22 protein-coding genes and 1 riboswitch are annotated in these 24159 nt (G+C 46.2%); of the genes, 21 read left to right on the plus strand and 1 reads right to left on the minus strand.

Features of this window, described 5'->3' with window-relative positions; translation table 11 throughout:
* Nucleotides 1–101: 101 nt before the first annotated feature.
* From C7R94_RS08540 to C7R94_RS08550, 3 genes are all read left to right on the plus strand, one after another.
* Nucleotides 102–671 carry a cupin domain-containing protein gene (locus C7R94_RS08540; RefSeq protein WP_106779993.1) on the plus strand — a complete coding sequence of 190 codons (570 nt, stop codon included), beginning with the start codon at nucleotides 102–104 and terminating at the stop codon, nucleotides 669–671.
* Nucleotides 672–824: 153 nt separating this feature from the next.
* Nucleotides 825–2645, plus strand: coding sequence for a PAS domain S-box protein (locus tag C7R94_RS08545; RefSeq protein WP_106779995.1), 1821 nt, complete (start codon nucleotides 825–827; stop codon nucleotides 2643–2645).
* A 107-nt stretch (nucleotides 2646–2752) separates the two neighbouring features.
* Nucleotides 2753–3385 (plus strand): YczE/YyaS/YitT family protein, encoded by a 633-nt coding sequence (locus tag C7R94_RS08550; RefSeq protein ID WP_106779997.1) that lies wholly within the window; start codon nucleotides 2753–2755, stop codon nucleotides 3383–3385.
* A 43-nt stretch (nucleotides 3386–3428) separates the two neighbouring features.
* Here C7R94_RS08550 and C7R94_RS08555 read toward each other — a convergent pair whose 3' ends face one another.
* Entirely contained in the window at nucleotides 3429–4628 is a 1200-nt protein-coding gene (locus C7R94_RS08555) for an MFS transporter (RefSeq protein ID WP_106780000.1), read from the minus strand.
* A 336-nt stretch (nucleotides 4629–4964) separates the two neighbouring features.
* Between C7R94_RS08555 and C7R94_RS08560 the strand changes: the two genes are divergently transcribed.
* From C7R94_RS08560 to C7R94_RS08645, 18 genes are all read left to right on the plus strand, one after another.
* Nucleotides 4965–5822, plus strand: a complete 858-nt coding sequence (locus C7R94_RS08560; protein WP_106780002.1) for a histidine racemase CntK family protein — start codon at nucleotides 4965–4967, stop codon at nucleotides 5820–5822.
* Nucleotides 5819–6625, plus strand: a complete 807-nt coding sequence (locus tag C7R94_RS08565) for a methyltransferase domain-containing protein (RefSeq protein ID WP_106780005.1) — start codon at nucleotides 5819–5821, stop codon at nucleotides 6623–6625. Before C7R94_RS08560 ends, C7R94_RS08565 begins: the two co-directional genes overlap by 4 nt.
* 18 nt (nucleotides 6626–6643) lie before the next feature.
* A complete protein-coding gene (locus C7R94_RS08570; protein WP_106780007.1) occupies nucleotides 6644–7945 on the plus strand; it encodes an opine metallophore biosynthesis dehydrogenase in 1302 nt (433 codons plus the stop codon).
* A 37-nt stretch (nucleotides 7946–7982) separates the two neighbouring features.
* The gene (gene cntA / locus C7R94_RS08575) at nucleotides 7983–9590 is read left to right on the plus strand and encodes a staphylopine-dependent metal ABC transporter substrate-binding lipoprotein (protein WP_106780010.1); all 1608 of its coding nucleotides are present in this window, start codon (nucleotides 7983–7985) and stop codon (nucleotides 9588–9590) included.
* 22 nt (nucleotides 9591–9612) lie between these two features.
* Entirely contained in the window at nucleotides 9613–10545 is a 933-nt protein-coding gene (gene opp1B, locus C7R94_RS08580; RefSeq protein WP_106780013.1) for a nickel/cobalt ABC transporter permease, read from the plus strand.
* On the plus strand, nucleotides 10546–11439 hold the full coding sequence (gene cntC, locus C7R94_RS08585) for a staphylopine uptake ABC transporter permease subunit CntC (RefSeq protein ID WP_106780016.1): 894 nt from the start codon (nucleotides 10546–10548) through the stop codon (nucleotides 11437–11439).
* Between the two features lie 7 nt (nucleotides 11440–11446).
* A complete protein-coding gene (gene cntD, locus C7R94_RS08590) occupies nucleotides 11447–12268 on the plus strand; it encodes a staphylopine uptake ABC transporter ATP-binding protein CntD (RefSeq protein WP_106781237.1) in 822 nt (273 codons plus the stop codon).
* Nucleotides 12255–12998, plus strand: coding sequence for an ABC transporter ATP-binding protein (locus tag C7R94_RS08595; protein ID WP_106780018.1), 744 nt, complete (start codon nucleotides 12255–12257; stop codon nucleotides 12996–12998). Before cntD ends, C7R94_RS08595 begins: the two co-directional genes overlap by 14 nt.
* Nucleotides 12999–13048: 50 nt before the next feature.
* Nucleotides 13049–14245 (plus strand): staphylopine family metallophore export MFS transporter CntE, encoded by a 1197-nt coding sequence (gene cntE / locus C7R94_RS08600; protein ID WP_106780020.1) that lies wholly within the window; start codon nucleotides 13049–13051, stop codon nucleotides 14243–14245.
* A gap of 276 nt (nucleotides 14246–14521) precedes the next feature.
* Nucleotides 14522–15598 carry a PAS domain-containing sensor histidine kinase gene (locus C7R94_RS08605; protein WP_233220501.1) on the plus strand — a complete coding sequence of 359 codons (1077 nt, stop codon included), beginning with the start codon at nucleotides 14522–14524 and terminating at the stop codon, nucleotides 15596–15598.
* On the plus strand, nucleotides 15595–16239 hold the full coding sequence (locus C7R94_RS08610; protein ID WP_047069350.1) for a response regulator: 645 nt from the start codon (nucleotides 15595–15597) through the stop codon (nucleotides 16237–16239). Before C7R94_RS08605 ends, C7R94_RS08610 begins: the two co-directional genes overlap by 4 nt.
* A 132-nt stretch (nucleotides 16240–16371) precedes the next feature.
* Nucleotides 16372–17571 carry an FAD/NAD(P)-binding oxidoreductase gene (locus tag C7R94_RS08615; protein ID WP_106780025.1) on the plus strand — a complete coding sequence of 400 codons (1200 nt, stop codon included), beginning with the start codon at nucleotides 16372–16374 and terminating at the stop codon, nucleotides 17569–17571.
* Between the two features lie 160 nt (nucleotides 17572–17731).
* Entirely contained in the window at nucleotides 17732–19150 is a 1419-nt protein-coding gene (locus C7R94_RS08620) for an MBL fold metallo-hydrolase (protein ID WP_106780028.1), read from the plus strand.
* 31 nt (nucleotides 19151–19181) lie between these two features.
* On the plus strand, nucleotides 19182–19967 hold the full coding sequence (locus C7R94_RS08625; RefSeq protein WP_106780031.1) for a sulfite exporter TauE/SafE family protein: 786 nt from the start codon (nucleotides 19182–19184) through the stop codon (nucleotides 19965–19967).
* A 101-nt stretch (nucleotides 19968–20068) separates the two neighbouring features.
* Nucleotides 20069–20173: riboswitch (SAM riboswitch) on the plus strand.
* A 109-nt stretch (nucleotides 20174–20282) separates the two neighbouring features.
* A complete protein-coding gene (locus C7R94_RS08630; RefSeq protein ID WP_106780033.1) occupies nucleotides 20283–21215 on the plus strand; it encodes an ABC transporter permease in 933 nt (310 codons plus the stop codon).
* 4 nt (nucleotides 21216–21219) lie between these two features.
* Entirely contained in the window at nucleotides 21220–22167 is a 948-nt protein-coding gene (locus C7R94_RS08635; protein WP_106780035.1) for an ABC transporter permease, read from the plus strand.
* A 13-nt stretch (nucleotides 22168–22180) separates the two neighbouring features.
* Complete coding sequence (locus C7R94_RS08640) at nucleotides 22181–23203, plus strand: ABC transporter ATP-binding protein (RefSeq protein ID WP_106780037.1); 1023 nt, start codon at nucleotides 22181–22183, stop codon at nucleotides 23201–23203.
* Entirely contained in the window at nucleotides 23196–24152 is a 957-nt protein-coding gene (locus tag C7R94_RS08645; RefSeq protein WP_106780039.1) for an ABC transporter ATP-binding protein, read from the plus strand. The genes C7R94_RS08640 and C7R94_RS08645 overlap by 8 nt, the downstream gene beginning before the upstream one ends.
* Nucleotides 24153–24159: the final 7 nt, after the last annotated feature.

Below are 24159 nucleotides of genomic sequence, written 5' to 3' on the forward strand. Positions count from 1 at the left end.
ATGGGAAGAACCATCTGAAATTGCTCTTCAGAATAGTTCCCTGTCATCAGGTAGCCACATAGGCTAAAGGGTAAATCCTTTACACTGGAGAGGAGATAGGGATGTACAACAACTATTACCATTACTATCAAGGGTATTATCCCGTGCTTGCCGGCTGGAACAACAACCATTTTCACTATGGGTGGAGTCCTCATTATTACAACTGGGGCCATGCAAATGGGAATCGATACTGGAATCGTTATCAGAATACCATCGAATTGAGAGATTATGGACCAAAGCCTTTTGTCGTGAATATTGAAGAAGCCACAAAGCAAAACAACACATTCCGTACAGTATTATGGACAGGGAAGCACTTGCAGGTGACACTGATGAGTATAAATGTTGGAGACGACATCGGTTTAGAAAATCATCCGAATACGGATCAATTTATCCGAGTGGAAGAAGGTCAAGGACTTATTCGTATGGGGGATCGCAAAGATCATTTAGATTTTGAACGAAGAGTCAATGATGACGATGCCATCATGATCCCTGCGGGCACATGGCACAATTTTATCAATACGGGTAATACGCCGCTTAAAGTATATTCCATCTACGCGCCACCTCAGCATCCATTTGGCACCGTTCATGAGACGAAAGCCAGTGCCATGGCTTCTGAGGAAAGCACTCAATAAGAATCGAATCGATAGGAAAAGGTGCCAAACTATGCCGCTCCTCATTAAGGGGCGGTATTTTTTTAGTGGGATAGATATTTTCTCAAGGATATTTTCAACAAACATAGAATATTAACCTTATTCACAATCTTCGTTTAAGGAAGGTATAAGCCTATGGATAAAGAAGCTCAGCGAATCAACCTTAGACAAGAACAGATCAACATGAACGAGCTGCTTCAGTCACTGGTTGAAACGACAACGGACGCGATTTCAATCAGGGACATGCAGGGTAATATACTTTTTTTGAATAGTGCTTTTGAAAAAATCTACGGCTGGACATATCAAGACCTCCTGAATGACCCGTACTGTCTCGTACCTGAAGATCTCATTCAAGAGACAAAGGAAATTTTCCACGAGATTAAATTTAAAGGAAAAAATATTACGGGCTATGAAACTGTGCGTCAACGAAAAAATGGTGAGATCGTTCAGGTTGGTCTAACCGCTTCTCCGTTAAAAGATACGGAAGGAAGGATCGTCGGAACTTCAGTCATCGCCAGAGATATAACGGACCGCAAAATGGCGGAAGAAGCACTCGTGAAAAGCGAGGCAAAGTACCGCATTCTCGTAGAAAATACGAGCGATGTTATTTGTCAATATGATGTACATATGAATAACCTTTTTGTATCTCCTTCTATCGAGCACCACTTGGGATACACACCGGAAGAATTCCTTCAAACGAATAGTTTTGATCACATTCACCCCGATGATGTTCATATCGTGAAAGATCTGCGTTCCTTAATTTCTATGCATCCCCAAAATGTCCAAATGGAGATCCGATTACGACATAAAAATGGATCGTGGGTGTATTGGGAGTCGCGTTGTGTTCCGATCATGTCTGAGAGCAATGAGGTTGAAAGCTTTTTATTCGTTTCACGCAATATCACCGAGCGAAAACAATCCGAAGAAGCCTTGCGCAAGAGCGAGGAACAGTATCGATTCATTGCCGAACACACGGCAGACTTCATTTCCGTCATAGATAAATACGGTCACGTATCGTATAGTTCACCTTCCCATGTGAAGAAATTAGGTACGAGCCAAATTATTTTTAAAAACATACATCCTGAAGATGCAGCACTCGTCTCTGAGCGATTTTCCACTATGACTCAGTTCGATATACCTATTACATGTGAGTATCGATATAAACTGGAAAACGAGAAATGGATCTACCTCGAATCAAGAGGGATGCCGTTTTTCAGCTCAGATGGCGGAAATCAATACTTCATCAACATTACACGTGACATAACGGAGAGGAAGCAGAACGAAGAACTTCTTCGCAGAACAGAGAAGTTGTCCGTAATCGGTGAATTGGCTGCAAGTATTGCGCACGAAATAAGAAATCCGCTTACGGCGTTGAAAGGCTTTATCCAATATTTGAGGCCAACACTATCGGGCGGCACCACGTATACAGACATAATGTTGTCCGAGCTAGATCGAATCAATTTTATCGTGAGTGAGCTACTTGTATTGGCCAAACCGCAAACGCTGAATGTGAAGCGGATTTTTTTACACCCTCTTATTGAAAGTGTGGTAAAGTTTCTCGAATCAGAAGCAAATCTAAACAACACGACGATCAACACAATATTTAGCCAAATACCGATAGCGATTAATGGAGAAGAAAATCAAGTAAAACAAGTCTTTATCAATATATTGAAAAATTCCCTGGATGCGATCACGGCAAATGGCATAATCAGCATAGAAACCACATGTCTACATAATAATCACGTCCTGATTCGCTTTACCGACAATGGATGTGGCATTTCTCAAGAGCTGCTGCCCAGGCTCGGCGAACCGTTTTATACAACGAAAGAGAAAGGAACAGGCTTAGGTTTACTTGTCAGCAATAAAATAATGAAAGATCATCAAGGAACTATAACCATCTCAAGTGAGATCAACAAGGGTACCATCGTGGATATCATGTTCCCCATTTCGAAATAGGAAGGTGATCCTTATGAATTTGCAAATCGTTCTTGATAAGGTAGCATTCACCAAATCTCCACCTACAGGTACTGTAAAAGCTAGAATGATTAGAGGGGGAGAAAATCATGTGGAGGAAGTTCCTGTTTCATCCGCTTGCAGTTCGATACAGTGTGTTTATGATTGGACTGGCGGTCATGGCGTTTGGCATTGGCATGATGATTGAGGCTCATTTAGGGGTTGCACCGTGGGATACACTGCATATCGGATTACAGAAGACATTTGGACTGACCATCGGTATATGGTCGCAAATCGTGGGAGCCATAATCATTCTCGCTTCCTACATCATTGGCAAGATCCGGCCTAACATAGGTATGTTTTTAAACATGTTTTTCTTCGGGCTGTTTATTGACTTATTCATGTGGCTGAACTGGATTCCTACAGGAGAAACCGTTTTGGAACGAGCTATTTTGTTCGTTGTTGGTCTGCTCATCTATACGATCGGTACAGGCATGTATATTTCACCGCGATTGGGAGCTGGTCCACGTGACAGTTTTATGTTAGCTTTACATGAACGAATGGGATGGGGCATCGGTAAAGTCAGAATCGGTATCGAGTGCACAGTCATGGTGTTGGGCTTGTTGCTTGGTGGGCCCGTTTCGGCGGGAACATTTGTGACAGCCCTTGCCATTGGACCGCTGATCAAGCAGTTTATTCCGATGTGGGAGCGAATGTTGGCAAAACCGTACGGAACAGCTTAGACCAGAGTAAAAAGAAAAAGGGTGCTCAAATTGAGTACCCTTTTCAACTTTGTTGCGGCTTGCGTTCAGCCAGATAGGATGCGATTCCTAAAATCAGACCCAGTCCTACGAGCACGGCACCGACCCATGGGAGGGAAGTAATATCAAGATGTGTAATAACCCATCCGCCAATGAAAGCACCAGCCGCATTTCCTAGATTTCCGGCAGAATGACTGGAAGTGGAAGCAAGCGCTGGTGCATTCTGAGCGAGGTTCATCACACGTACTTGCAGCCCTGGAAATACAGCGAAGGATGCAGCGCCCCATAGAAAAATGGTCAATACGGCAGCTACTGGACTATACAGCGTAAACGTAAAGGTCGTCAGAATGATGCATATCGCTAAGTAAAGTCCGAGAATGGAAGGCATCAGCTTCCAATCTGCAAGCTTTCCGCCCACGATATTGCCGATGGTCACTCCACAGCCGAAGAGAACAAGAATCCACGTTACATGATACTCAGCAAAACCGGTAATTTGCGTCAGCAGTGGCGTAATATACGTAAATACGGTGAATAAACCTGCATTGCCCAGCGCTCCGATCAAGAGGTATAGAAGAAGCTTTGGTTTGAGAAGGGCAGTAATTTGCCCAGTGATACTCCCCGTATTTTCTTGCCGCATTTTTGGGACGAAAACGAGTATTCCGATCAGTGCTATTATTCCCATGATCGCAATAGAGCCAAATGAGGCTCGCCACCCCATGTGTTGACCGATGAAAGTCCCCAGAGGCACTCCAATAATATTAGCAATCGTCAGACCTGCCATCATAATGGAAACGGCTGCGGCACGTTTGTCAGGACTTACAAGACTGGAAGCTACAACAGCCCCAACCCCAAAGAACGTCCCGTGTGTCAAAGCGGTGATCAGGCGTGCTCCCATCAGTATTTCGTAGTTGGGAGCAAACACAGAGATTCCGTTCCCGAGAATAAATAGAATCATAAGGAGACAGAGTAGCTTCTTTTGAGGAATCCGATGGGTGAGGACTGTCAGGATCGGTGCGCCGACGGCTACCCCCAGAGCATACATGGTAATGAGTTGTCCCGCAGATGAAATACTGACATTCAAATCCTCTGCAACATTCGGCAAAAGCCCCATAATGACAAATTCCGTCATCCCAATGGCAAAAGAACCGACGGTAAGAGAGAGCAAGGAGATAGAAGACTTTTCCTTGTTGACCTGTTTCTTGGTAGTAGTTTGAGATAACGCCATGAAGTCAATACAACCTTTCTGTACGATAAAATCCGTTTGTGGTGCGGGTAAAGATTACCTGTTCCACTTTGTTAAGTCAAGGTATTCTTCTTGTATAAATGTAAAAATCCTACTAGAAAATACTAGAGCGCATCCCTGGAAGGGTGATCGAGTTCGAGAAAAGGAATAAAGAACGACAAGTCTACCGTTGACAGACACCCAAATTGTGGTTATGATTTACTCGATAATAATCGTAATCATTACGGTTTATTTTTTTTAGGTATTAAATCGTAATGATTACGTTTAATCTAAGGTCATTAGCTTTTCATCAAAAATATGGTAAGAGGGTAGGTTGAGATGAAACGGGAAATCGATTTTATAAAGTTTAATCCCACACAAAATATGACCATTCTTGTGAAAAACAATCATCCAGCTGAAGAGTATACGCACATCGCGTCAAAAATTATGTCCTACGCTAGTGTTCATGCTGAACAAGTGGGTTTTATCGAAAAACCGAATAAAAATGGAGCAGCGGCACATCTGCAAATGGCTGGGGGTGAGTTTTGCGGCAATGCATGCATGGCATTAGCGTCGCTTATCGCGCATGAAAATGGTCTACAGCATGATGATTTGACCGAAATTGTTTTGGAAGCTTCGGGAATAGATCACTTCGTTGTTTGTCAAGTAAAAAGAATCAAAGATGAATATTTCTGCCAGGTTTCGATGCCTCTTCCCAAAAAGATCGAGCAGCAATCAATCAACTATGATGGCGACGAAATAAACATGGTGATTGTGAGATATGAAGATTTCTTTCACATCGTGATTGAAGTAGATCGGGTCAATGAGGCGGTAAGAAAACGTGCGCAATCTTTAGCCAAGCTGCTTGGAGTAACTGGAGGGGTGAATTTAATCGGGGTGCTATTGTATCAGCCAGCCTCGAATGAACTGGCTCCACTTATCTTCGTTCCGTCATTAGATAGCATGATCTGGGAAAGCGGCTGTGGGTCAGGTACTGCTTCACTTGGAGCCTATCTGGCTTGGAAAAAACAAGGCGATATCGCTGCTTCCATCCGACAACCGGGAGGCACGATTCATGTAACGGCCGATTGGCAAAGAGAAGAAGTAACAAGTCTCAAAATTGAGGGTGCAGTTGGAATCGTGGCACGAGGCAAAGCATTCATCGAGATTCAAGATAGCAAGGGGAGAACAGAATGAATAGATTAGAACAGTTGCATCAACACTTGACTGCATTTCTAGAAAGGTTCACCCATTTAGCAGATCGATATGACGGTACCATCCAACACAGCTCGGAGTTAGAGAGGATCATCGATGAGTATTCTACTTTCATAACGGACGAAAGAAACAAAGAAGTCTGGGAGCAGCTAGAACAGCCAATCGTAAACCAATTGAACCAGCTTGTGGAGAGTGTAAGGAAATCGTCGGCGATTTGCGTTGCGATTATGGAGAAATATCGTGCGTTGAAGCTGCTAAAAGGGATTGCCGATAAGACCGACTACTTTCAAAACATAGAATCTTGTATTGAAGAAGAATTTGGGAGTTTTCAAGTTACGGTTGATTCAAAGGTGTTGATGGTAGGTTCAGGTTCCTTTCCCATGACGCCATTGTTGATTGGGAAGCGGACAGGAGCGGAAGTAGTGGGTATCGACATTGATGAAGAGGCCATCGAACTAGGGCGGAGTGTTGTAGAAAGGCTGGGAAGTGGATTGTCTATCCGCTTGGAGAAAGAGTTTGTGGAACGACTTGATATGACGAAGGATGCAACCCATATCATCTTTAGTTCAACGGTTGCAAATAAGTATGACCTGTTAGAACAATTGCATCCATTAACAAATGACCAAGTGATCGTGGCGATGCGATACGGCAATCAAATGAAATCCCTTTTTAACTACCCCATGAGAGAGGTAGATGAGCGGAAATGGAGGCTGATTGAAACCATCTTGCGTCCCGGCCATGTGTTTGATATCGCGTTGTATAAAAAAGCATCGGCTGCATGTTGATCTTAAAAGGAGGTTTCTATGGGTGATATGAAACGAATCTTGCTATTGGGAACAGGTCCTGCTTCCATTCAAATGGCTGTCATGCTAAAAAAACATTGGAATTGCTGTGTTGGGATCGTTGGGCGCGAGTCTGTTCGTTCCAAATCATTCTTTACTGCACTTAAGCAAAGCAATCTGCAAATTCGCGCTGATATTCAAAATGAGAAGCATCAAAAGATGGAAGGCGAATGCCAAATCGATCATGTATTCCATGAGTATGGGAGTGTTACAGGGGAATGGGATACCCTCATATTATCTGTCACAACAGATGCTTATACTCAGGTCTTACACCAAATAAATGACCAGGTTTTACAACAAATAAAGTGCATGGTTTTGGTTTCTCCGACCTTTGGTTCCAATAGTTTACTACGCCATTATGTAAACAAGGTTCATTCGAATGCGGAGATTATCAGTTTTTCTACATACCTTGGCGATACACGCTGGTTTCATGATGAGCCATCAAATCGAGTGATTACGACAGGGGTTAAGAAAAAGCTTTACATCGGCTCGACACGCTCTCCCTCCCCGAATGTAAAAATACTTTGTGAGTTATTTGAGCAATTAAGTATTAAGTTGGAAGTCATGGACTCTCCGCTCGAGGCGGAAACGAGAAACATATCACTATACGTGCATCCGCCACTGTTTATGAATGCTTTCTCCCTTCGTGTGATATTTGGAGAGGAACCGATCAAAAAGTACGTATACAAAATGTTTCCAGAGGGCCCCATTACGCAATATCTCATACGCGATATGCTGGCTCAATGGAAAGAGATTACCAAAGTGGTGGAAAAGCTCAATATAAAAGGGCTCAATTTGCTAAAGTTCATGACGGATGACAACTATCCGGTGAGGCTGGAAAGTCTATCACGTGATGATATCGAAAACTTCGTTCGTTATGAAACGATTCATCAAGAGTATTTATTGTTCATTCGGTATACCTCACTGTTGATTGATCCTTTTTCGGAACCAGATTCAGATGGAAAATACTTCGATTTTTCGGCTGTCCCCATCCGGAAACTGTTTATCAATAGAGAAGGGTATTGGGATATCCCCCGCATGCCAAAGGAAGATTACTATCGGATAAAAATCATACAGGGCATTGCAAGATACATAAATATCAGCTGCCCGACGATCGATACATTCATTGAAACGTACGAAAGTAAAATTTTGGAGGCCGCGCGAACACGTAAGGGCGAACAGTTATCGGATGCGTTTGTTGTGCAAAGCTTTGCAGAAGATTTGAAGATGATATGCAGTGAGATCGATACGGGTATCGGATAAAAGAAATCATACTAACACGCATTCTGGAGGAAATGGTATGACAAGAAATATGGGATTTTTATTAAGGACTTTCATGGTCTCCATCGTTCTGCTGGTGGGCTGCAGTAACGGTGATACGGAAAAAACAAAGTCAGCCGATACAGGGAAAGAGATCGTGTATGCCACTTCGAAAGATATTAACGATATGAACCCGCATTTTTATTCCGGCTCCATGCCAGCTCAAGGGATGGTTTACGAATCGTTGGTAGAAAATACGGAAGATGGGATCAAGCCTTCGTTGGCTGAATCTTGGGAAGTTTCCGAAGACGGAAGAGTGTACACGTTTCATTTGAGAAAAAACGTGACGTTCCACGATGGAGAGCTGTTTAATGCGGAAGCAGTGAAACAGAATATCGAAGCGGTGCAAAGCAATGCAAGCAAGCATTCCTGGATCAAGTTATCAACAAAGATCGTGGCCTGCAATGTACTCGATGAATATACGGTTGAACTGGTCTTATCCGAACCGTACTACCCGACGCTGGTTGAATTGTCGATGACAAGACCTTATGTATTCATCTCGCCAAAAAATTTTGTGAACGGGGGAACCAAAGATGGCGTTAGTGGTTATAACGGAACTGGTCCCTATAAGCTCACTGAGCATAAAGTCGATCAGTATGCCGTATTTGAAGCGAATGAAAATTATTGGGGTGGCGCGCCTAGAGTAAAGAAAATCACAGCCAAAGTACTTCCCGCAGGCGAAACTACTTTCTTGGCACTGCAAAAGGGAGAAGTCAACTTTGTATTTACGGATGATCGAGGCGCAAATAGTCTCGATGTAGAAGCTATGAATCAATTTGTTGAATCAGGTGAACACCAAATGATTCGCAGTCAACCAATGAATACAGGCATAGTTGTTGCCAATAGCAGTAAATCAGAGAGCGCTGTACATGAAAAGGCTGTACGCGAAGCGTTTTGGCATGCGATTGACAGAGAGACAATCAGTAAACAAATATTTGATGGTACTGAACAAGCAGCCTACACCCTTTTCTCTTCGAATGTCAATTACGCCAACGTGGAATTACAGAAGCGGGGATATGATTTGGAAAAAGCAAAGAAAATTTTGGAGGAGGCAGGCTGGGTTATAGGGAGTGCAGGCGAATTCAGAACGAAAAACGGAAAACCATTAGCCATGAAGCTTTATTATGATGTAAATTCGTCCACTCAAAAAACGCAGGCTGAATTGATTCAAAATACGGTAAAAAGAATAGGGGTCCAACTGGAGATTATTGGCGAGGAGTCTTCTTCGATTGCGAACAGAAGGTCTACTGGTGACTATGACCTGCTTTTCAATCAAACGTGGGGACTTGCGTATGATCCGCAGAGCACAATCGCTGCTTTTACTTCCAAGTCTTCCTATTACCATACGACAAGAGGCATCGCACAAGCTGAAGAGCTCTATAAAAAAATTGAAGAAGTCATGGTGTCGACTAATGAGGAACATAGAAAATCGCTATATGCTGATATTTTGACCATTGTCCATAACGAAGCTGTATTTATTCCGATTACGAATGGAAGAGTCACGATCTTGGCTCCCAAAAACCTGCAGGGTATCTCGTTTAAGCAAACGCAATTCGAGCTTCCATTTGAGCGGATGTACTTTGAATAAATACACAAAAAAGGAGCTTGCTATGGGCAGTTATATCACCAAAAGGTTAATGCTATCGATTCCTTTGATCCTGATCATTTCACTTGTAACGTTTGCGTTCATCCATCTATCTCCCATGGATCCCGCCGAAGTGGTGCTGCATTCGCAAGGCATCCCCACAATAACGGATGAGTTACTTGCGCAAACCAGAGCGAAACTTGGGATGGACCAACCCTTTTTGACTCGGTACCTTAACTGGGTTGCTTCATGCTTGCAGTTAGATTTTGGAGATTCATATATAACGGGAAAACCCGTGTGGTCTATGCTAGGACCAGCCTTTCTCCATACAGTAAAGCTGACTTTGGTATCGTCATTTGCTATAGTTACGCTGTCCGTCGTACTGGGGGTGGTATGCGCATTGAACGCAGGCAAATGGGTGGACAAATCAGTCAGAGGCGTTTCGTTTTTCCTGACATCGATGCCGTCCTATTGGCTCGCTGCTCTGCTGATCTGGTATTTTTCCGTCAAGCTGGATTTGCTTCCGACAAGCGGAATGGAGTCATACAAAAGCTATATATTGCCCGTTGTTGTGATTACAATCAGCTATGCTGGCATCTATTTTCGAATCATCAGAAGTTCCATGTTAAGCAACATGAATGAAGACTATGTTCTCTACGCAAGGGCATGCGGCTTACCGGAGAAGAAGATCACGATGCACATTCTCAGAAATTCATTGCAGGTGGCCATTTCCGTATTTTGCATGGCGATTCCCATCATTTTGGGAAGCACAGTCGTCGTGGAAAACATCTTTGCTTGGCCGGGGCTCGGAACCCTAAGCGTCAAATCCATACTAAGCAGGGATTTTCCGATCATTCAAGCCTATGTTCTTGTGTTGGCAGTCGCCTTTATCCTGTTCAACACCGTTTCCGACATCATCAATGCGGCATTGAAACCCCAAATAAGGGATGGTTTCTAGATGAAGCGATTACAAAATGTGTGGAAAGACAAGGTTGCTGTCCTATCCTTATCCATTATCACGCTTACAACTATGGCTGGGATATTTGCGCCTTTCGTTGCACCGCATGATCCCGCAGAAGTACATATGGAGCTTCGATTTGCATCCGCATCATGGGAGTATCTCTTGGGCAACGACCACCTAGGGCGATGCGTTTTATCCAGACTCATTTACGCTATTCGTCCCAGCATGCTCTGGGTCTTCGCTGCGCTGCTCCTGTCTGTATGTATTGGGTCACTTGTTGGTGTTTTTGCGGGGTACTTTCGTGGAAAAACAGATGCTTTCTTGATGCGTGCTTGCGATGTAGTCCTTTCTTTTCCGGGATATGTCATGACCCTGGCAATTATAGGCATTTTGGGCGTAGGTTTTGAAAATTTGATCATCGCCTTTGTATTGATAAAATGGGCGTGGTTCGCGCGAATCATCAGAGCCTCAGTCATGCAATATGCGGAATCCGACTATGTAAAATTCTCAAAGGCAATCGGCGCAAGCAATATGGGAATCATGATCAGGCACATTATTCCGGTTGCATTGCCCGACATTGCTGTCATTTCAAGCAGCTCCTTCGGTTCAATGATTTTGCAAATATCGGGATTTTCTTTTCTCGGTTTAGGCATACAAGCACCGGAAGCAGAGTGGGGCATGATGTTGAATGAAGCGAGAGACGTCATGTTTTCCCGCCCGGAATTCATGCTAGCTCCCGGTTTGACCATCGTGATCGTCGTATCGGCCATTAACTATTTGTCTGATACGCTTCAAGTAGCTTTAGATCCCAAATTGATGACTTCTACCTATAAGCAGCAAGGATTAGAAGCTGCTTCTACCGTGAAGCTTGAGGGAAAGGGAGTGGTATAACCGGATGATGAACATTTTGGAGGTAAATAACCTAAAAATCTGGGACAGCCGCAATGATCGAGTGATCGTTCCAAACAGTTCATTTCATGTGAAGCAGGGAAGCTGCCTGGCCATTGTTGGAGAAAGCGGAAGCGGGAAGTCGGTGACTTGCAAGGCCATCATGAGATTGAATAGCGCCGGGATTCGCCAATCGGGAGACCTTCTATTACGAGGAGAAAACCTCATGGAGCTCTCAGAACAGGAGATGAGGAAAAGGAGGGGAAAGCAGCTTTGCATGATTTTACAGAATGGCATGCGTGCCTTTGATCCCTCTTGCGTGGTGGGCGTTCATCTAAAGGAGACGCTAGTGGAACATTTTGGATGGAGCCGTGACGAAATCACAACCAAAATGAAAAATGCCATGGAAAGCGTCATGCTGAAAGACCCGATCGAGGTAATGAATAAATATCCCCACCAGCTGTCGGGTGGAACGCTGCAGCGGGTCATGATTGCGCTGGCCATCGTATTGGAGCCTGACATTCTGATTGCTGATGAACCCACGACAGCACTCGATACAATCTCGCAGTTCGAAGTGGTTGAACAGTTCCTGCAATTGCGCGATCGACTAGGCAGCTCCATGATCTTCATTTCTCACGATTTAGGGATTGTCAAATTAATAGCAGATGAGGTTCTCGTCATGAAAGAAGGAGAAATTGTTGAAAAAGGGACGACCCAAGCCATCTTCTCTGAACCGCAGCATACCTATACCCGTTACTTGCTCTCCTCGAAGCTAGCGATGAATCAACATTTTAAGAGGGTCATGGGAGGAGTTAGTATTGCTGAGCGTTGAGTGTGTGGAGAAATCATACCGAAGGGGCGGATTGTTCTCAAGGGAAAGAGAGCATGTGTTGAAAAACATTAGCTTCGAATGCAAGTCTGGGGAGTGTCTCGGCATCATCGGAGAAAGCGGAAGCGGTAAATCAACATTAGGAAGATTGCTATTGGGGATTGAAAAGCCTGATCGAGGTGCCATCTTGTTTGAGGGCAAAAAAGTAGAGGATCGAAAAGGAAGAACAGGGAACATCAGCGCTGTATTTCAAGATTACACTTCTTCGATCAATCCATTATATACGGTTGAGGACGCCATACGGGAGCCTTTGCAAATGAAAAGAAAGGGACGAGAAGATGTTCGAAGCGAGATTGATCATTTATTAAGTCAAGTAGGGTTGGATTCTTCCTATCGAAAGAAATATCCTCATGAGTTATCAGGGGGGGAGGCTCAGAGGGTATGCATAGCGAGAGCCATTTCAACAGAACCGAGATTCATTCTATTTGATGAAGCAATCAGTTCACTGGATGGGTCTGTGCAAATGCAAGTGCTTGAATTACTAAAGGACTTGAGGAAACGTTACAAGATTGGCTATATCTTCATCACCCATGATATACAGGCTGCCGCCTATATATGCGACAGAGTTATGATCATACGAAATGGTGAGATCGAAGAGATTGTGAAGGTTGAACAATTAAAAGATGTTCAATCCGCCTATACGAAGAAACTGCTTCAAATGATTATTGCTTAAAGGAATTGGCAACGAGAGTGAGCAGAGGATCAGAGGAAGGAGCAAGAACTATGAGAGGGGCTCTGTCTTGGCCATTTTTACGATTATACCTATTGACTCTTTTGTATTTTAGTGCGAACTCTATTCTGAATGTCATTATTCCGTTAAAGGGTGCAGAGTTGGGTGCGACCAATACAACAATCGGAGTCGTTATGGGAGCGTATCTGTTTACAACCATGTTGTTTCGGCCGTGGGCGGGTCATATCATCCAAAAACATGGACCAATCAAAGTGCTCCGCACGATTCTAATTTTCAATGGAGCGGCTCTCATTTTGTATACGTTTACTGAATTAGAGGGTTTTATTGTTGCCCGTATTCTGCAAGGGGTGTGTACCGCTTTTTTCTCCATGGCATTACAGTTAGGGATTATTGATGCGTTGCCGGACGAGGATCGTTCTCAAGGAATTTCCCTGTATTCCTTATGTGCTTATTTGCCTGGTATTCTTGGTCCTTTACTCGCTTTAGGCATCTGGCAAGCGGGGGATAGCTCTTATTTTACAGTTGCTATGGTCACCATTGCGATCCTTACAGGAGTGGTGGGTTATAGCGCCAGCATGGACAAAAAAGTGGCTGAGCCTGCTCCGGGTCAGACTGAAACGGGAGCAACCATGCTTGGTTCCGTGAGCCAATTAGTCAAAAACCCGTATTTATGTAAATGCAGCGTCCTGATGCTGGCTGCATCTATTATATTTGGAGCTGCGACAACCTTTATACCGCTGTACGCTGTACAAATCACCTACGGGAATGCGGGAATTTTTCTGATGCTTCAAGCGGGTACCGTCGTATTATCGCGGTTTGCATTGAGAAAGAAAATTCCATCAGACGGCAAGTGGCGTTCCTCTTTTATGATGGGAATTATGCTCATTCTTGCGGTAGCGGCGTTAAGTGTAAGCTTTTCTAGCGTGGGTGGAGCAGTCTTTCTCTACGTAGGGGCCATATTAATGGGAATCGCTCAAGCCCTTCTCTATCCTACGTTAACGACGTATTTGACATTTGTTCTGCCAAAGACGGGTCGCAATGTGTTAATCGGGTTATTCATAGCTATGGCGGATTTGGGTGTTTCTCTGGGAGGAGTCATCATGGGGCCAGTCGCTGATCATTTCTCTTATTCCTTTATGTATATGATCTGTGCAATCTTAGGCGTGACGATGATCATTTTTGCCTATGAACGAAGCAAAACTTCTGTTGGGTTACAACAAGACAGATGATTTTCTTTGCTGAGGCTCAATCGTGGAAGGAAGAAAAGGGTTATTTGTAAATCGTCGTTGGACACGTAGGAAAATATTCAGGTGGCAAGCCTAGTACATGTTAGGAGATGATACCTAGCGTTTACTCGGCTTTTTTATATGAAGATGCGAATCAAAACACAGTACCTATTACGTCATAAAAGATAGGGGAAGGTACCTATTTGAAAGGTGCTTCCCGTCTTTTACGATTGAGGTTATAGAAGAAATGATCTCGATACCATTCAGTATGGAGGACCAATGATGGATCAAAGCGCGACTAATTTTGAACACTCTGGTGATGAAGGAAACGCGATGGATAACGGGTATCTAAGGCAAATCTTCGACCACTTGCAAGACGGGATTATTCTTATGGACCAGGAACGAAAAATTATGGTGATGAACCCATCCGCAGAGAAAATGACCGGTTGGAAACGAGGAGAAAAGGTCCCGTTCTGCTCCTACTGCCAAAACAGAGAGTTGGAACCGGGAGAAGAACGATGTTATTTGCTCGCAAAACGGGAGGTTCCCTATTTTCTTTCTGCGATGCCTACATATGAAGGGCGGTACGTAGACATGGAGATGAGTACTGCTGTCATCTATGAAAATGTTGAACAAAATAGGCAGGATGTCCTTTTGGTCTTAAAAGATATGACGGTCAAGAAAAAAGAAGAGGAGGTCAGAATCTCCAAGCAGGTGCTGCAAAAAACGCTAGAAGCTCAAGAAAATGAACATAAGCGCCTGGCCCGGGAGCTGCATGACGGCGTAGGACAATCCTTGTATTCCGTTTCGGTAGGCATTCTAGCGATTCAAGCTCGCCTAAACGAGAAAGGACAATTCCGGGAATTCATGCAAGAGATCGTGAATGAGCTGGAAAAAGCGATACAAGACGTCAAGCTGTATTCTCTACAGCTGCGTCCGCATAGTCTCGATCAACTGGGGCTGATTCCTACTGTACAACATCTTGTTTCCAGCTTGAACAAAGCACATCAGGATGTTTCCATTACCTTTTCCTACAGCAATGTCAGCGATCATTTTCAGCCAATCTTGGAAATCAACCTGTACCGTGTCATCCAAGAAGCCTTACATAATGCACTGAAATACGCGAAGGCGACACTCATTGAAGTCATTTTGTACAAAGATAACGACCTACTGACGTTACTGATTCAGGACAACGGAATCGGATTTGTGCGCGATCAGGTTCAGGGTGGTCTGGGACTCAAACATATGGAAGAACGAGTGGATCAGATTGAGGGGACTCTTCAGATTCAATCCGTGCTCCACGAAGGTACATTGATCAAGGTAACAGTAGGAGGACAAGGAGGGAGAGCCGAGTGATACGGGTGCTTTTGGTTGATGATCACACGATGATTCGGAAGGGATTGCGTGTGCTTCTCGAAAGTTACTCTCAAATAAAAATTGTCGGAGAGAGTCATACAGGAAACGATGCCATCCTTAAAGCCAATCAGCTGGAACCCGATGTGGTGCTGATGGATTTGTCATTGCCAAATGGGCTGGATGGATTTACCGCGAGCAATGAGATTCGCAAGTCGAATCCTTTCGTGAAAATCGTCATATTGACCATGCATGACGAGGAGATTTTTGTCCAAAAGGCTATTACTGTCGGAGCCGATGGGTACATCTTAAAAAACAGTCATGGTGAGCTGCTGTTTCAAGCCATTGTGGAGGTCTATAGAGGTAAGCGCTTTTACAGAACATCCGTATCGCAAGAGGTCATCAATCTATGGTTGAAATCGGATGCCAGGACGCTGCCTTCTGTATTAACGCTGCGAGAAAAGGAGCTTGTCAGACTCATTGTGCTTGGCTATACCAATAAGGAAATGGCAGATAAACTGCTGATCAGCGTCAAAACTGTGGAGAACCACAAAACGAATATCATGCAGAAACTAGGACTGGATTCTAAGCATCAATTGATCCAATACGCGATTAAAAATAGATATCTCGATCTGGCATTTTAATCGCATAGATCAAAAAGTAGGGGACTTCCCCTATATAGAAAAAATAAAAGGAGAATAAACTGAATATAGTGACTACATCTCATGAACCATCATCGTACGATTAGAAACCATACCGTCGGCGAAGGAGGAACTATGGCAAAACAAGTTCACTATACGGTTGTCATCGTGGGAGCAGGCTCAGCCGGTATCTCTGTTGCTGCCCGTATCGTCCGGGCTTCCAAAAGGCTCAGGGGACAAGTCGCCATCATCGATCCCGCATCCAAGCATTATTATCAGCCTTTGTGGACATTAGTCGGAGGGGGCGCCGCGAAAAAGGAGGAATCCGAGCGTGACCTCTCCTCTCTGATTCCCGCAGGCGTCGATTTGATTTGCGATGCGGTCACCATGTTTCAACCAGAACAAAACACGCTCAGCACGAATCAGGGGACCATCGTTTCCTATGACTACCTCGTTGTTGCTGCCGGTCTGCAACTAGATTGGGAGAGCGTAAAGGGTTTGAAGGAAGCTGTTGGGAAGGACGGCGTTTGCAGCAACTACGCATACGAAACGGTAGAAAGTACATGGGAAGCCATCCAGAGTTTTAAAGGCGGCTCTGCGATTTTTACGCATCCGAATTCACCCGTAAAATGCGGCGGAGCTCCTCAGAAAATCATGTATCTGGCCGATGACTACTTTCGGAAATTACATGTTCGCAACCAGTCAGAGATCATTTTTGCATCAGCGAAGGGAAGTATTTTTGATGTTCCCACGTATGCCAATACCCTCAACAACGTCATTCGTCGCAAGAACATCGAAACGAGATACAAGCATAACCTGATGGAAGTGCGGGCAGATACCAAGGAAGCCGTATTTGAGAATTTGGACACCAAAGAGCAGGTAGTATGGAAGTATGACATGCTTCATGTGACCCCTCCCATGAAAGCGCCCGATTTCATTGCAAACAGCGCATTGGCAGACAATGGAGGCTGGGTCGATGTCGATCCATTTACGCTTGTGCACAAAAGATACCACACTATTTTCGGCATCGGCGATTGCACGAATCTTCCTACGTCCAAAACCGGAGCTGCGATTCGCAAACAAGCGCCAGTTGTCGAGAAAAACCTGCTCGCACTGATCAATGGTACCCCTTTGGCTGCCAAGTACAACGGTTATACATCCTGCCCACTCGTAACGGGGTACAACAAACTGGTGCTAGCCGAATTTGATTACAACCTGAAGCCGTGTGAAACCTTTCCTTTTGACCAATCTAAAGAGAGGTTCAGTATGTACCTGATGAAAAGAGAACTGCTTCCCATCCTTTATTGGAAGGGCATGCTTAAAGGATTAATGTAAGGAAGTTTTTAAAAGAGAGGGGGAGAAGCAGCATTTCAGCGCTTTACAAGCTCATGAAAGAGCCCATCGTCCAAAAAACAGTTCGTTTTATCCAATCACTGCTCGAAGTACTCGCGGAAAAATCAAACAAATAACAGACGTGTTAAAGGAGGAATGCACGATGTTGTTGCGTTACTTTTATGATGAAAAGCTGGCCCATGCATCTTATCTGGTCGGCTGCCAAAAAACCGGGGAGGCGATTGTGATCGATCCCGCCCGCAATCTGGCTCCTTATTTTCAAGTCGCCAAAGCAGAGGGAGTTACCATTGTAGCCGCCACCGAAACTCACATTCACGCTGATTTTGTATCTGGTGCCAGGGAACTGGGCGCAGCTCATCAGGCGAAGCTGTTTTTATCCAATGAAGGCGATGAGGAATGGAAATATCAGTACTTGGAAGGTTTGAACCATCAGCTTGTCCACGATGGAGATCGTTTTTTTATTGGAAACCTGCTATTTGAAGTCATGCATACTCCTGGCCATACACCTGAGAGCATCTCTTTCCTTTTGACAGACGTCGGAGGGAATGCAGATCGCCCCATCGGGATCTTCACGGGAGATTTCGTTTTTGTCGGCGATATCGGCAGACCGGACTTGCTCGAAAAAGCGGCAGGAATGAAGGGGACGTCCGAGTTAGGTGCAAGAGCCATGTTCCAGTCCCTCCAAAAATTCAAGCAACTGCCGGATTATATGCAGGTATGGCCAGCTCATGGCGCAGGAAGTGCTTGCGGGAAAGCATTGGGGGCCGTACCGTCTTCTACCGTCGGTTATGAAAAGCTCTTTAACTGGGCGCTGTTACTCTCCACTGAAGAGGAATTCGTCAATACACTCCTGGATGGACAACCAGAGCCGCCAACGTATTTTGCCGTGATGAAACGCGTGAATAAGGAAGGCCCTGCCTTGCTCAAGGAACTCCCTGTTGTTCAAGAGTTCAACTCGCTTGAAGCGGTAAAGGAATCGCTGGGAAACGGACAGGTGATCGATACGCGTCCTTTCCAGAAATTTGCGAAGGGGCATCTGGCGGGAACACTTCACATTCCTTTTAACAAGTCATTTGCCAACTGGGCGGGCTGGATCGTCGATTACGATCGTCCGGTTCACATCCTGGGCAACCCAGATGAGCTGGACGAGATTTTACAAGCCTTGCATGCTGTAGGGATTGATCGTGTCACAGGCTTTATCGACAGCGGCAAGCTAATGGAAAGTGAAGAGTCTTCGCTCGAGATAATCGAAGACGTAACACCGCTGGAGATTGCAGAACGGGTGGAAAAAGGAGAGGTTCACGTAGTGGATGTACGCAATCTGGCTGAGTGGAAGGAAGGACACATTCCGGATGCACAGCACATCATGCTCGGTACTCTCGCCATGCGGCTGGATGAGATTCCTCACGAGAAGCCAGTTCTCGTACAGTGCCGCTCCGGTGTCCGATCCGCCATTGGAGCAAGCATCCTGAAAGCAAACGGATTCAAGGATGTAATAAATTTGAGCGGCGGAATCTTGAAATGGCAACTAGACGGCTTGGCAGTTGTAGAACGAGGATAAAACGAAGCGAGGAGTTGCAAAGAGTGAGCCTATGACTATCGATCTTGTGATCACACTGTTTGTTATCGGTTTCGCGGGATCGTTTATTTCTGGTCTCGTGGGAATCGGGGGCTCCATCATCAAGTATCCAATGCTTCTGTACATTCCGCCCGCCCTTGGATTTGTTGCTTACACAGCTCACGAAGTATCCGGAATAAGTGCCGTCCAAGTATTTTTTGCCACCCTAGCTGCTGTTTGGACTCTGCGCAAAGATAAGGTTATCCATTACCAGCTCGTTCTGTGCATGGGAAGTGCCATTATTGTCGGTAGCTTGCTTGGAGGATATGGAGGAAAATATCTTTCCGCAGAAGCCATCCATATCGTTTACGCCATTCTGGCCACCATTGCTGTCATCTTGATGTTCCTGCCAAAAAAGCGAGTAGATGAACGTGAAAATACCAAGGTTATCTTTCATAAACCAACAGCCGTATTATCCGCTTTGATTGTAGGAGGAGCCTCCGGAATTGTTGGGGCCGCTGGCGCTTTTATTTTGGTTCCCATCATGTTGATCATCCTCAAGATACCGACGAGAGTTGCAATTGCTTCCTCTCTTGCCATCACGTTTCTTTCCTCCATCGGTTCGACCGTAGGGAAATGGATGGCGGGGGACATATTGCTGTGGCCATCCGTGATCATGGTAATCGCAAGCATCATGGCAGCGCCGCTCGGTGCGAAGGTCAGCAAATGTTTGGGTACCCGTATTCTCCAAACTATTCTTGCCTTGTTGATCCTAGCCACCACGATTAAGATTTGGGCAGACATTTTTATATTTCCATAAAAAATAAAGAAAAATCAATTGTCATTGAACAGCATTGACATATCCGAGTAAAATGATAAGATAAAAAAGAATTTTACGATGAAATTAAATTTCATAGAACATTCTTATCGAGAGTGGTGGAGGGACTGGCCCGATGAAACCCGGCAACCTTGGTCTGATTGACCTTACGGTGCTAATTCCTGCGGAGTTATTCTGCGAGATGAGAAGGTGGGAACCGTGCAATCGCCCCTCTTCTTTTCGGAGAGGGGTTTTCTATATTTTCAATTCATTGTATTTATATCTTTTTACTTTGTTTTTTGTGAAGGAGGAAACAACGTGCTTCATTATGCAGTCAAGCGTGGCTTTCTCATGATCGTTACGCTGTGGATTATTGTCACGGTAACATTTGTGACCATGCACCTGATTCCGGGTGATCCATTCGCTTCTGACGCCAAAATGCTTCCGGAAGAAGTAGTGAAGAACATGCGGGCGGAGTACAACCTGGATCAGCCAATCACGGTACAGTACTTGCTCTATCTGAAAGGACTGCTGCAATTTGACTTGGGGCCCTCTATCCAGTCCAAGACGAGGGATGTGAACAAGCTGATTGCAGAGGGATTTCCCGCCTCGGCTGTTCTGGGACTCCAGTCGTTTATTGTCGCGCTAGTAGGTGGAATCACACTGGGAATCGTAGCGGCACTCTATCACAATCGAACGCTGGATTTCTTGTCCATGTTTGCAGCGATCATCGGAATTTCCGTCCCCAGCTTTATTCTAGCGCCACTGTTGATCAAGTACTTGGCGGTCAAATGGGAGCTATTTCCCGTTGCTGCGTGGGGGAGCTGGGAACACTCGATTCTTCCAACGCTTGCGCTCGCTATCGGTCCGCTCGCCATTATTGCCCGTTTTGTTCGAGCCAGTATGCTTGAGGTTTGGCAACAGGAATACATAAGTACAGCGGAGGCAAAAGGGCTTGGCACCTTTTCCATTGTCGTTAGACACGGGATGCGCAACGCCATACTGCCGGTTCTTACTTTTATTGGTCCGCTGTTTGCCAACCTGATGACCGGAACCTTTGTGGTGGAAAAGATTTTCGCCATTCCCGGGCTCGGCAAATACTTCGTGGAAAGCATTTTTAACCGCGATTATCCTGTTATTTTGGGAACGACAGTCTTTTACAGCTTTGTGCTCATTTTTACTTTGTACATGATCGACCTGCTGTATCGGGTGATTGACCCGCGCATCAGATTGACGAGTGGAGGGAAGTAGCGTTATGGCCAATCAGGCAACACAACTGGATTCCTTGTTTCGACCAGTCGACCGAAACCGGCTATCCGAGGAAACTTGGGAACGTCCCAGTCTTGGGTATTGGCCGGAGGTATGGCAGCGGGTATGCAGCAACAAGCTGGCCATGCTCGGGTTCTTCCTGCTTATGGCAGTGGTGACCCTCTCGATTATCGGTCCGATGCTCGTTCCCCACAGCCCGCATGAACAGTCATTGACAAAAGGAAATCTGCCATTGTCGGGCGAGCACTGGTTTGGAACGGATGACTTGGGGCGGGACATGTGGGCACGTACCTGGGCAGGCGGTCAAATCTCTTTGTTTATTGGTGTGGCGGCAGCAGCCATCGACCTAGTGATTGGGGTATGCATCGGCGGGATATCCGGTTATATGGCAGGCAGAAACAAGCTGGGAGACCGTGTGGACAACATCCTAATGCGGTTGGCTGAAATTCTATACAGTATTCCGTATTTGCTAGTAGTAATCCTGCTGATGGTGGTACTGGAGCCTGGTCTCTCAACGATCATAATTGCCCTTTCCCTGACTGGCTGGGTGGGGATGGCCCGCCTGGTCAGAGGACAAATCATGCAGATCAAGCGTCAGGAGTTTGTGCTGGCCGCAGAAAAGCTGGGCACCTCTCATGTCAAAATCATTATGAAGCATCTGGTGCCGAATACGATCGGCGTCATCATCGTCAACCTGACCTTTACGATCCCGCACGCGATTTTCGCCGAATCGTTTCTCAGCTTTCTTGGGCTGGGTGTGCAAGCGCCAACCGCCAGCTGGGGAACCATGGCTAACGACGCGCTGGCGGTTATGCTGAGCGGGCAGTGGTGGCGTCTGTTTTTTCCGGGATTCATGATTTCGCTTACCATGTTCGCGTGCAATGCACTCGGGGACGGCTTGCAGGACGCACTGGACCCACGGATCAGGAGATGAGGGGGAGTACATCATGAAGCCATTGTTAGAAGTAGATCAGTTGCGCGTCTCCTTTCGCACGTACGGTGGAGAGGTGCAGGCAGTAAGAGGGGTTTCTTTTTCTGTGAAGGAGGGAGAGACACTGGCAATTGTCGGGGAAAGCGGCTGCGGAAAAAGTGTGACTGCCCGAGCATTGATGGGGATGATTCCTCCGCGGTCCGGTCAGGTAAAAGGCGGCAGCATTCGGTTTCGCGGGCGTGAACTGACTGGGCTGACGAAGCTGGAATGGCAGCAGGTTCGCGGCTCGCAGATCGGCATGATCTTCCAAGACCCGATGATATCGCTGAACCCCACGATGAAAATCGGTCAGCAGATTGCGGAAGGGCTGATCAAACATCGAAAGCAGACGAAGACGGAAGCAAAAGAAGAGACACGGAAACTACTGGAGAGGGTGGGCATTCCGGAAGCGGCGAGACGATTTGAACAATATCCGCACGAGCTAAGTGGAGGCATGCGGCAGCGTGTCGGAATCGCCATGGCGCTTGCTTGCCAGCCGCAGTTGGTTATCGCAGACGAGCCGACGACAGCGCTCGACGTGACCATTCAGGCCCAAATCCTACGTCTGATGAAGGAGTTGCAGAAGCAGTTGAACACGTCGATCATTTTGATCACCCACGATCTGGGTGTAGTCGCGGAGGTGGCCGATCATGTAGCGGTAATGTACGCAGGCGTAGTGGTGGAGAGCGGCCCCGTGGGAGAAATCTTCGACAACCCGCGCCATCCATACACACAAGGGCTGTTGCAGTCTGTGCCACGCCTCGATGCAGGCAAAAAAGAGCGGCTGATCCCCATCGAAGGAACACCGCCGGATCTGTTTCGTCCGCCTGCTGGTTGCCCCTTCGCTGCCCGTTGCCGGTTTGCCATGGAAATTTGCATGGAGCATATGCCGCAATCGAATTCGTTTTTCAATCAGCATGAGGCGAGCTGCTGGCTGAACGACCCGCGTGCCCAGAGAACAGAAGCGTGTATGGTAGCAGGGAGGGAGACACATGGTTGACAACATAGTAGCGGTGGAGAATCTCGCTAAATCGTTTGAGATTGGCGGAGGCCAACGGGTTAGAGCTGTTGACCGCGTCTCTTTTGAAATCAGGCGAGGGGAGACGCTCGGAATCGTTGGGGAAAGCGGTTGCGGCAAGTCTACGCTGGGCAGGACGATCGTGGGGCTGTACCCGGCTAGTGCGGGGCACATCCTGTTTCAAGGCAAAGACATCGCCAGAATGGATAGACGTGAGCGACGGGAAGCAAACCGCCACATGCAGCTGATCTTCCAAGATCCGCAGGCCTCACTCAATCCGCGATTGCGGGTAGGCGACATCATCGCTGAAGGAATCGACTCCTATGGTTTGGCAAAAGGAAAAGAGCGAGAAGAGCGCATCTATCGGCTGCTGGAGCTGGTAGGATTGCACCCAAGCCACGCAAAACGCTTTCCGCATGAATTTAGCGGCGGACAGCGACAGCGTATCGGCATCGCCCGCGCGCTTGCGGTGGAGCCCAGCTTTATCGTGGCAGACGAGTCCATCTCTGCACTGGATGTGTCCATTCAGGCGCAAATCGTCAATCTTTTAGCCGATCTTCAGGCAGAACGGTCCATCACCTATCTGTTTATCGCCCATGACCTATGGATGGTGAAGCACATCAGCGACCGGATAGGCGTGATGTATCTAGGACAGATGATGGAGCTGGCACCGAGCGAGAAGTTGTTTACTACGCCACTACATCCATACACGCAGGCCTTGATCTCGGCTATGCCCGTCTCCCATCCAGCCCAACGTGAAGAGCGGGAGCAAATCGTGTTGACCGGAGAACCGCCCAGCCCGATCCATCCGCCAAGCGGTTGTCCGTTTCGCACCAGATGTCCGGTTGCCCAAGGCGTTTGCGCCGAAACAGCGCCTGACTGGAAGGAGGTGAGGCACGGACACTGGATCGCATGCCATCTTGTACAGTAGACAGAGG

This window comes from Brevibacillus sp. NRRL NRS-603 (assembly GCF_003013445.1).
Taxonomy (GTDB): Bacteria; Bacillota; Bacilli; order Brevibacillales; family Brevibacillaceae; genus Brevibacillus; species Brevibacillus formosus.

Excerpts from the sequence above, each read along its gene's own strand:
- C7R94_RS08540 (WP_106779993.1), top strand. The coding sequence starts at position 102 with ATGTACAACAACTATTACCATTACTATCAAGGGTATTATCCCGTGCTT.
- C7R94_RS08545 (WP_106779995.1), top strand. The coding sequence starts at position 825 with ATGGATAAAGAAGCTCAGCGAATCAACCTTAGACAAGAACAGATCAAC.
- C7R94_RS08550 (WP_106779997.1), top strand. The coding sequence starts at position 2,753 with ATGTGGAGGAAGTTCCTGTTTCATCCGCTTGCAGTTCGATACAGTGTG.
- C7R94_RS08555 (WP_106780000.1), bottom strand. The coding sequence starts at position 4,628 with ATGGCGTTATCTCAAACTACTACCAAGAAACAGGTCAACAAGGAAAAG.
- C7R94_RS08560 (WP_106780002.1), top strand. The coding sequence starts at position 4,965 with ATGAAACGGGAAATCGATTTTATAAAGTTTAATCCCACACAAAATATG.
- C7R94_RS08565 (WP_106780005.1), top strand. The coding sequence starts at position 5,819 with ATGAATAGATTAGAACAGTTGCATCAACACTTGACTGCATTTCTAGAA.
- C7R94_RS08570 (WP_106780007.1), top strand. The coding sequence starts at position 6,644 with ATGGGTGATATGAAACGAATCTTGCTATTGGGAACAGGTCCTGCTTCC.
- cntA (WP_106780010.1), top strand. The coding sequence starts at position 7,983 with ATGACAAGAAATATGGGATTTTTATTAAGGACTTTCATGGTCTCCATC.
- opp1B (WP_106780013.1), top strand. The coding sequence starts at position 9,613 with ATGGGCAGTTATATCACCAAAAGGTTAATGCTATCGATTCCTTTGATC.
- cntC (WP_106780016.1), top strand. The coding sequence starts at position 10,546 with ATGAAGCGATTACAAAATGTGTGGAAAGACAAGGTTGCTGTCCTATCC.
- cntD (WP_106781237.1), top strand. The coding sequence starts at position 11,447 with ATGAACATTTTGGAGGTAAATAACCTAAAAATCTGGGACAGCCGCAAT.
- cntE (WP_106780020.1), top strand. The coding sequence starts at position 13,049 with ATGAGAGGGGCTCTGTCTTGGCCATTTTTACGATTATACCTATTGACT.
- C7R94_RS08605 (WP_233220501.1), top strand. The coding sequence starts at position 14,522 with ATGATGGATCAAAGCGCGACTAATTTTGAACACTCTGGTGATGAAGGA.
- C7R94_RS08615 (WP_106780025.1), top strand. The coding sequence starts at position 16,372 with ATGGCAAAACAAGTTCACTATACGGTTGTCATCGTGGGAGCAGGCTCA.
- C7R94_RS08620 (WP_106780028.1), top strand. The coding sequence starts at position 17,732 with ATGTTGTTGCGTTACTTTTATGATGAAAAGCTGGCCCATGCATCTTAT.
- C7R94_RS08625 (WP_106780031.1), top strand. The coding sequence starts at position 19,182 with ATGACTATCGATCTTGTGATCACACTGTTTGTTATCGGTTTCGCGGGA.
- C7R94_RS08635 (WP_106780035.1), top strand. The coding sequence starts at position 21,220 with ATGGCCAATCAGGCAACACAACTGGATTCCTTGTTTCGACCAGTCGAC.
- C7R94_RS08640 (WP_106780037.1), top strand. The coding sequence starts at position 22,181 with ATGAAGCCATTGTTAGAAGTAGATCAGTTGCGCGTCTCCTTTCGCACG.
- C7R94_RS08645 (WP_106780039.1), top strand. The coding sequence starts at position 23,196 with ATGGTTGACAACATAGTAGCGGTGGAGAATCTCGCTAAATCGTTTGAG.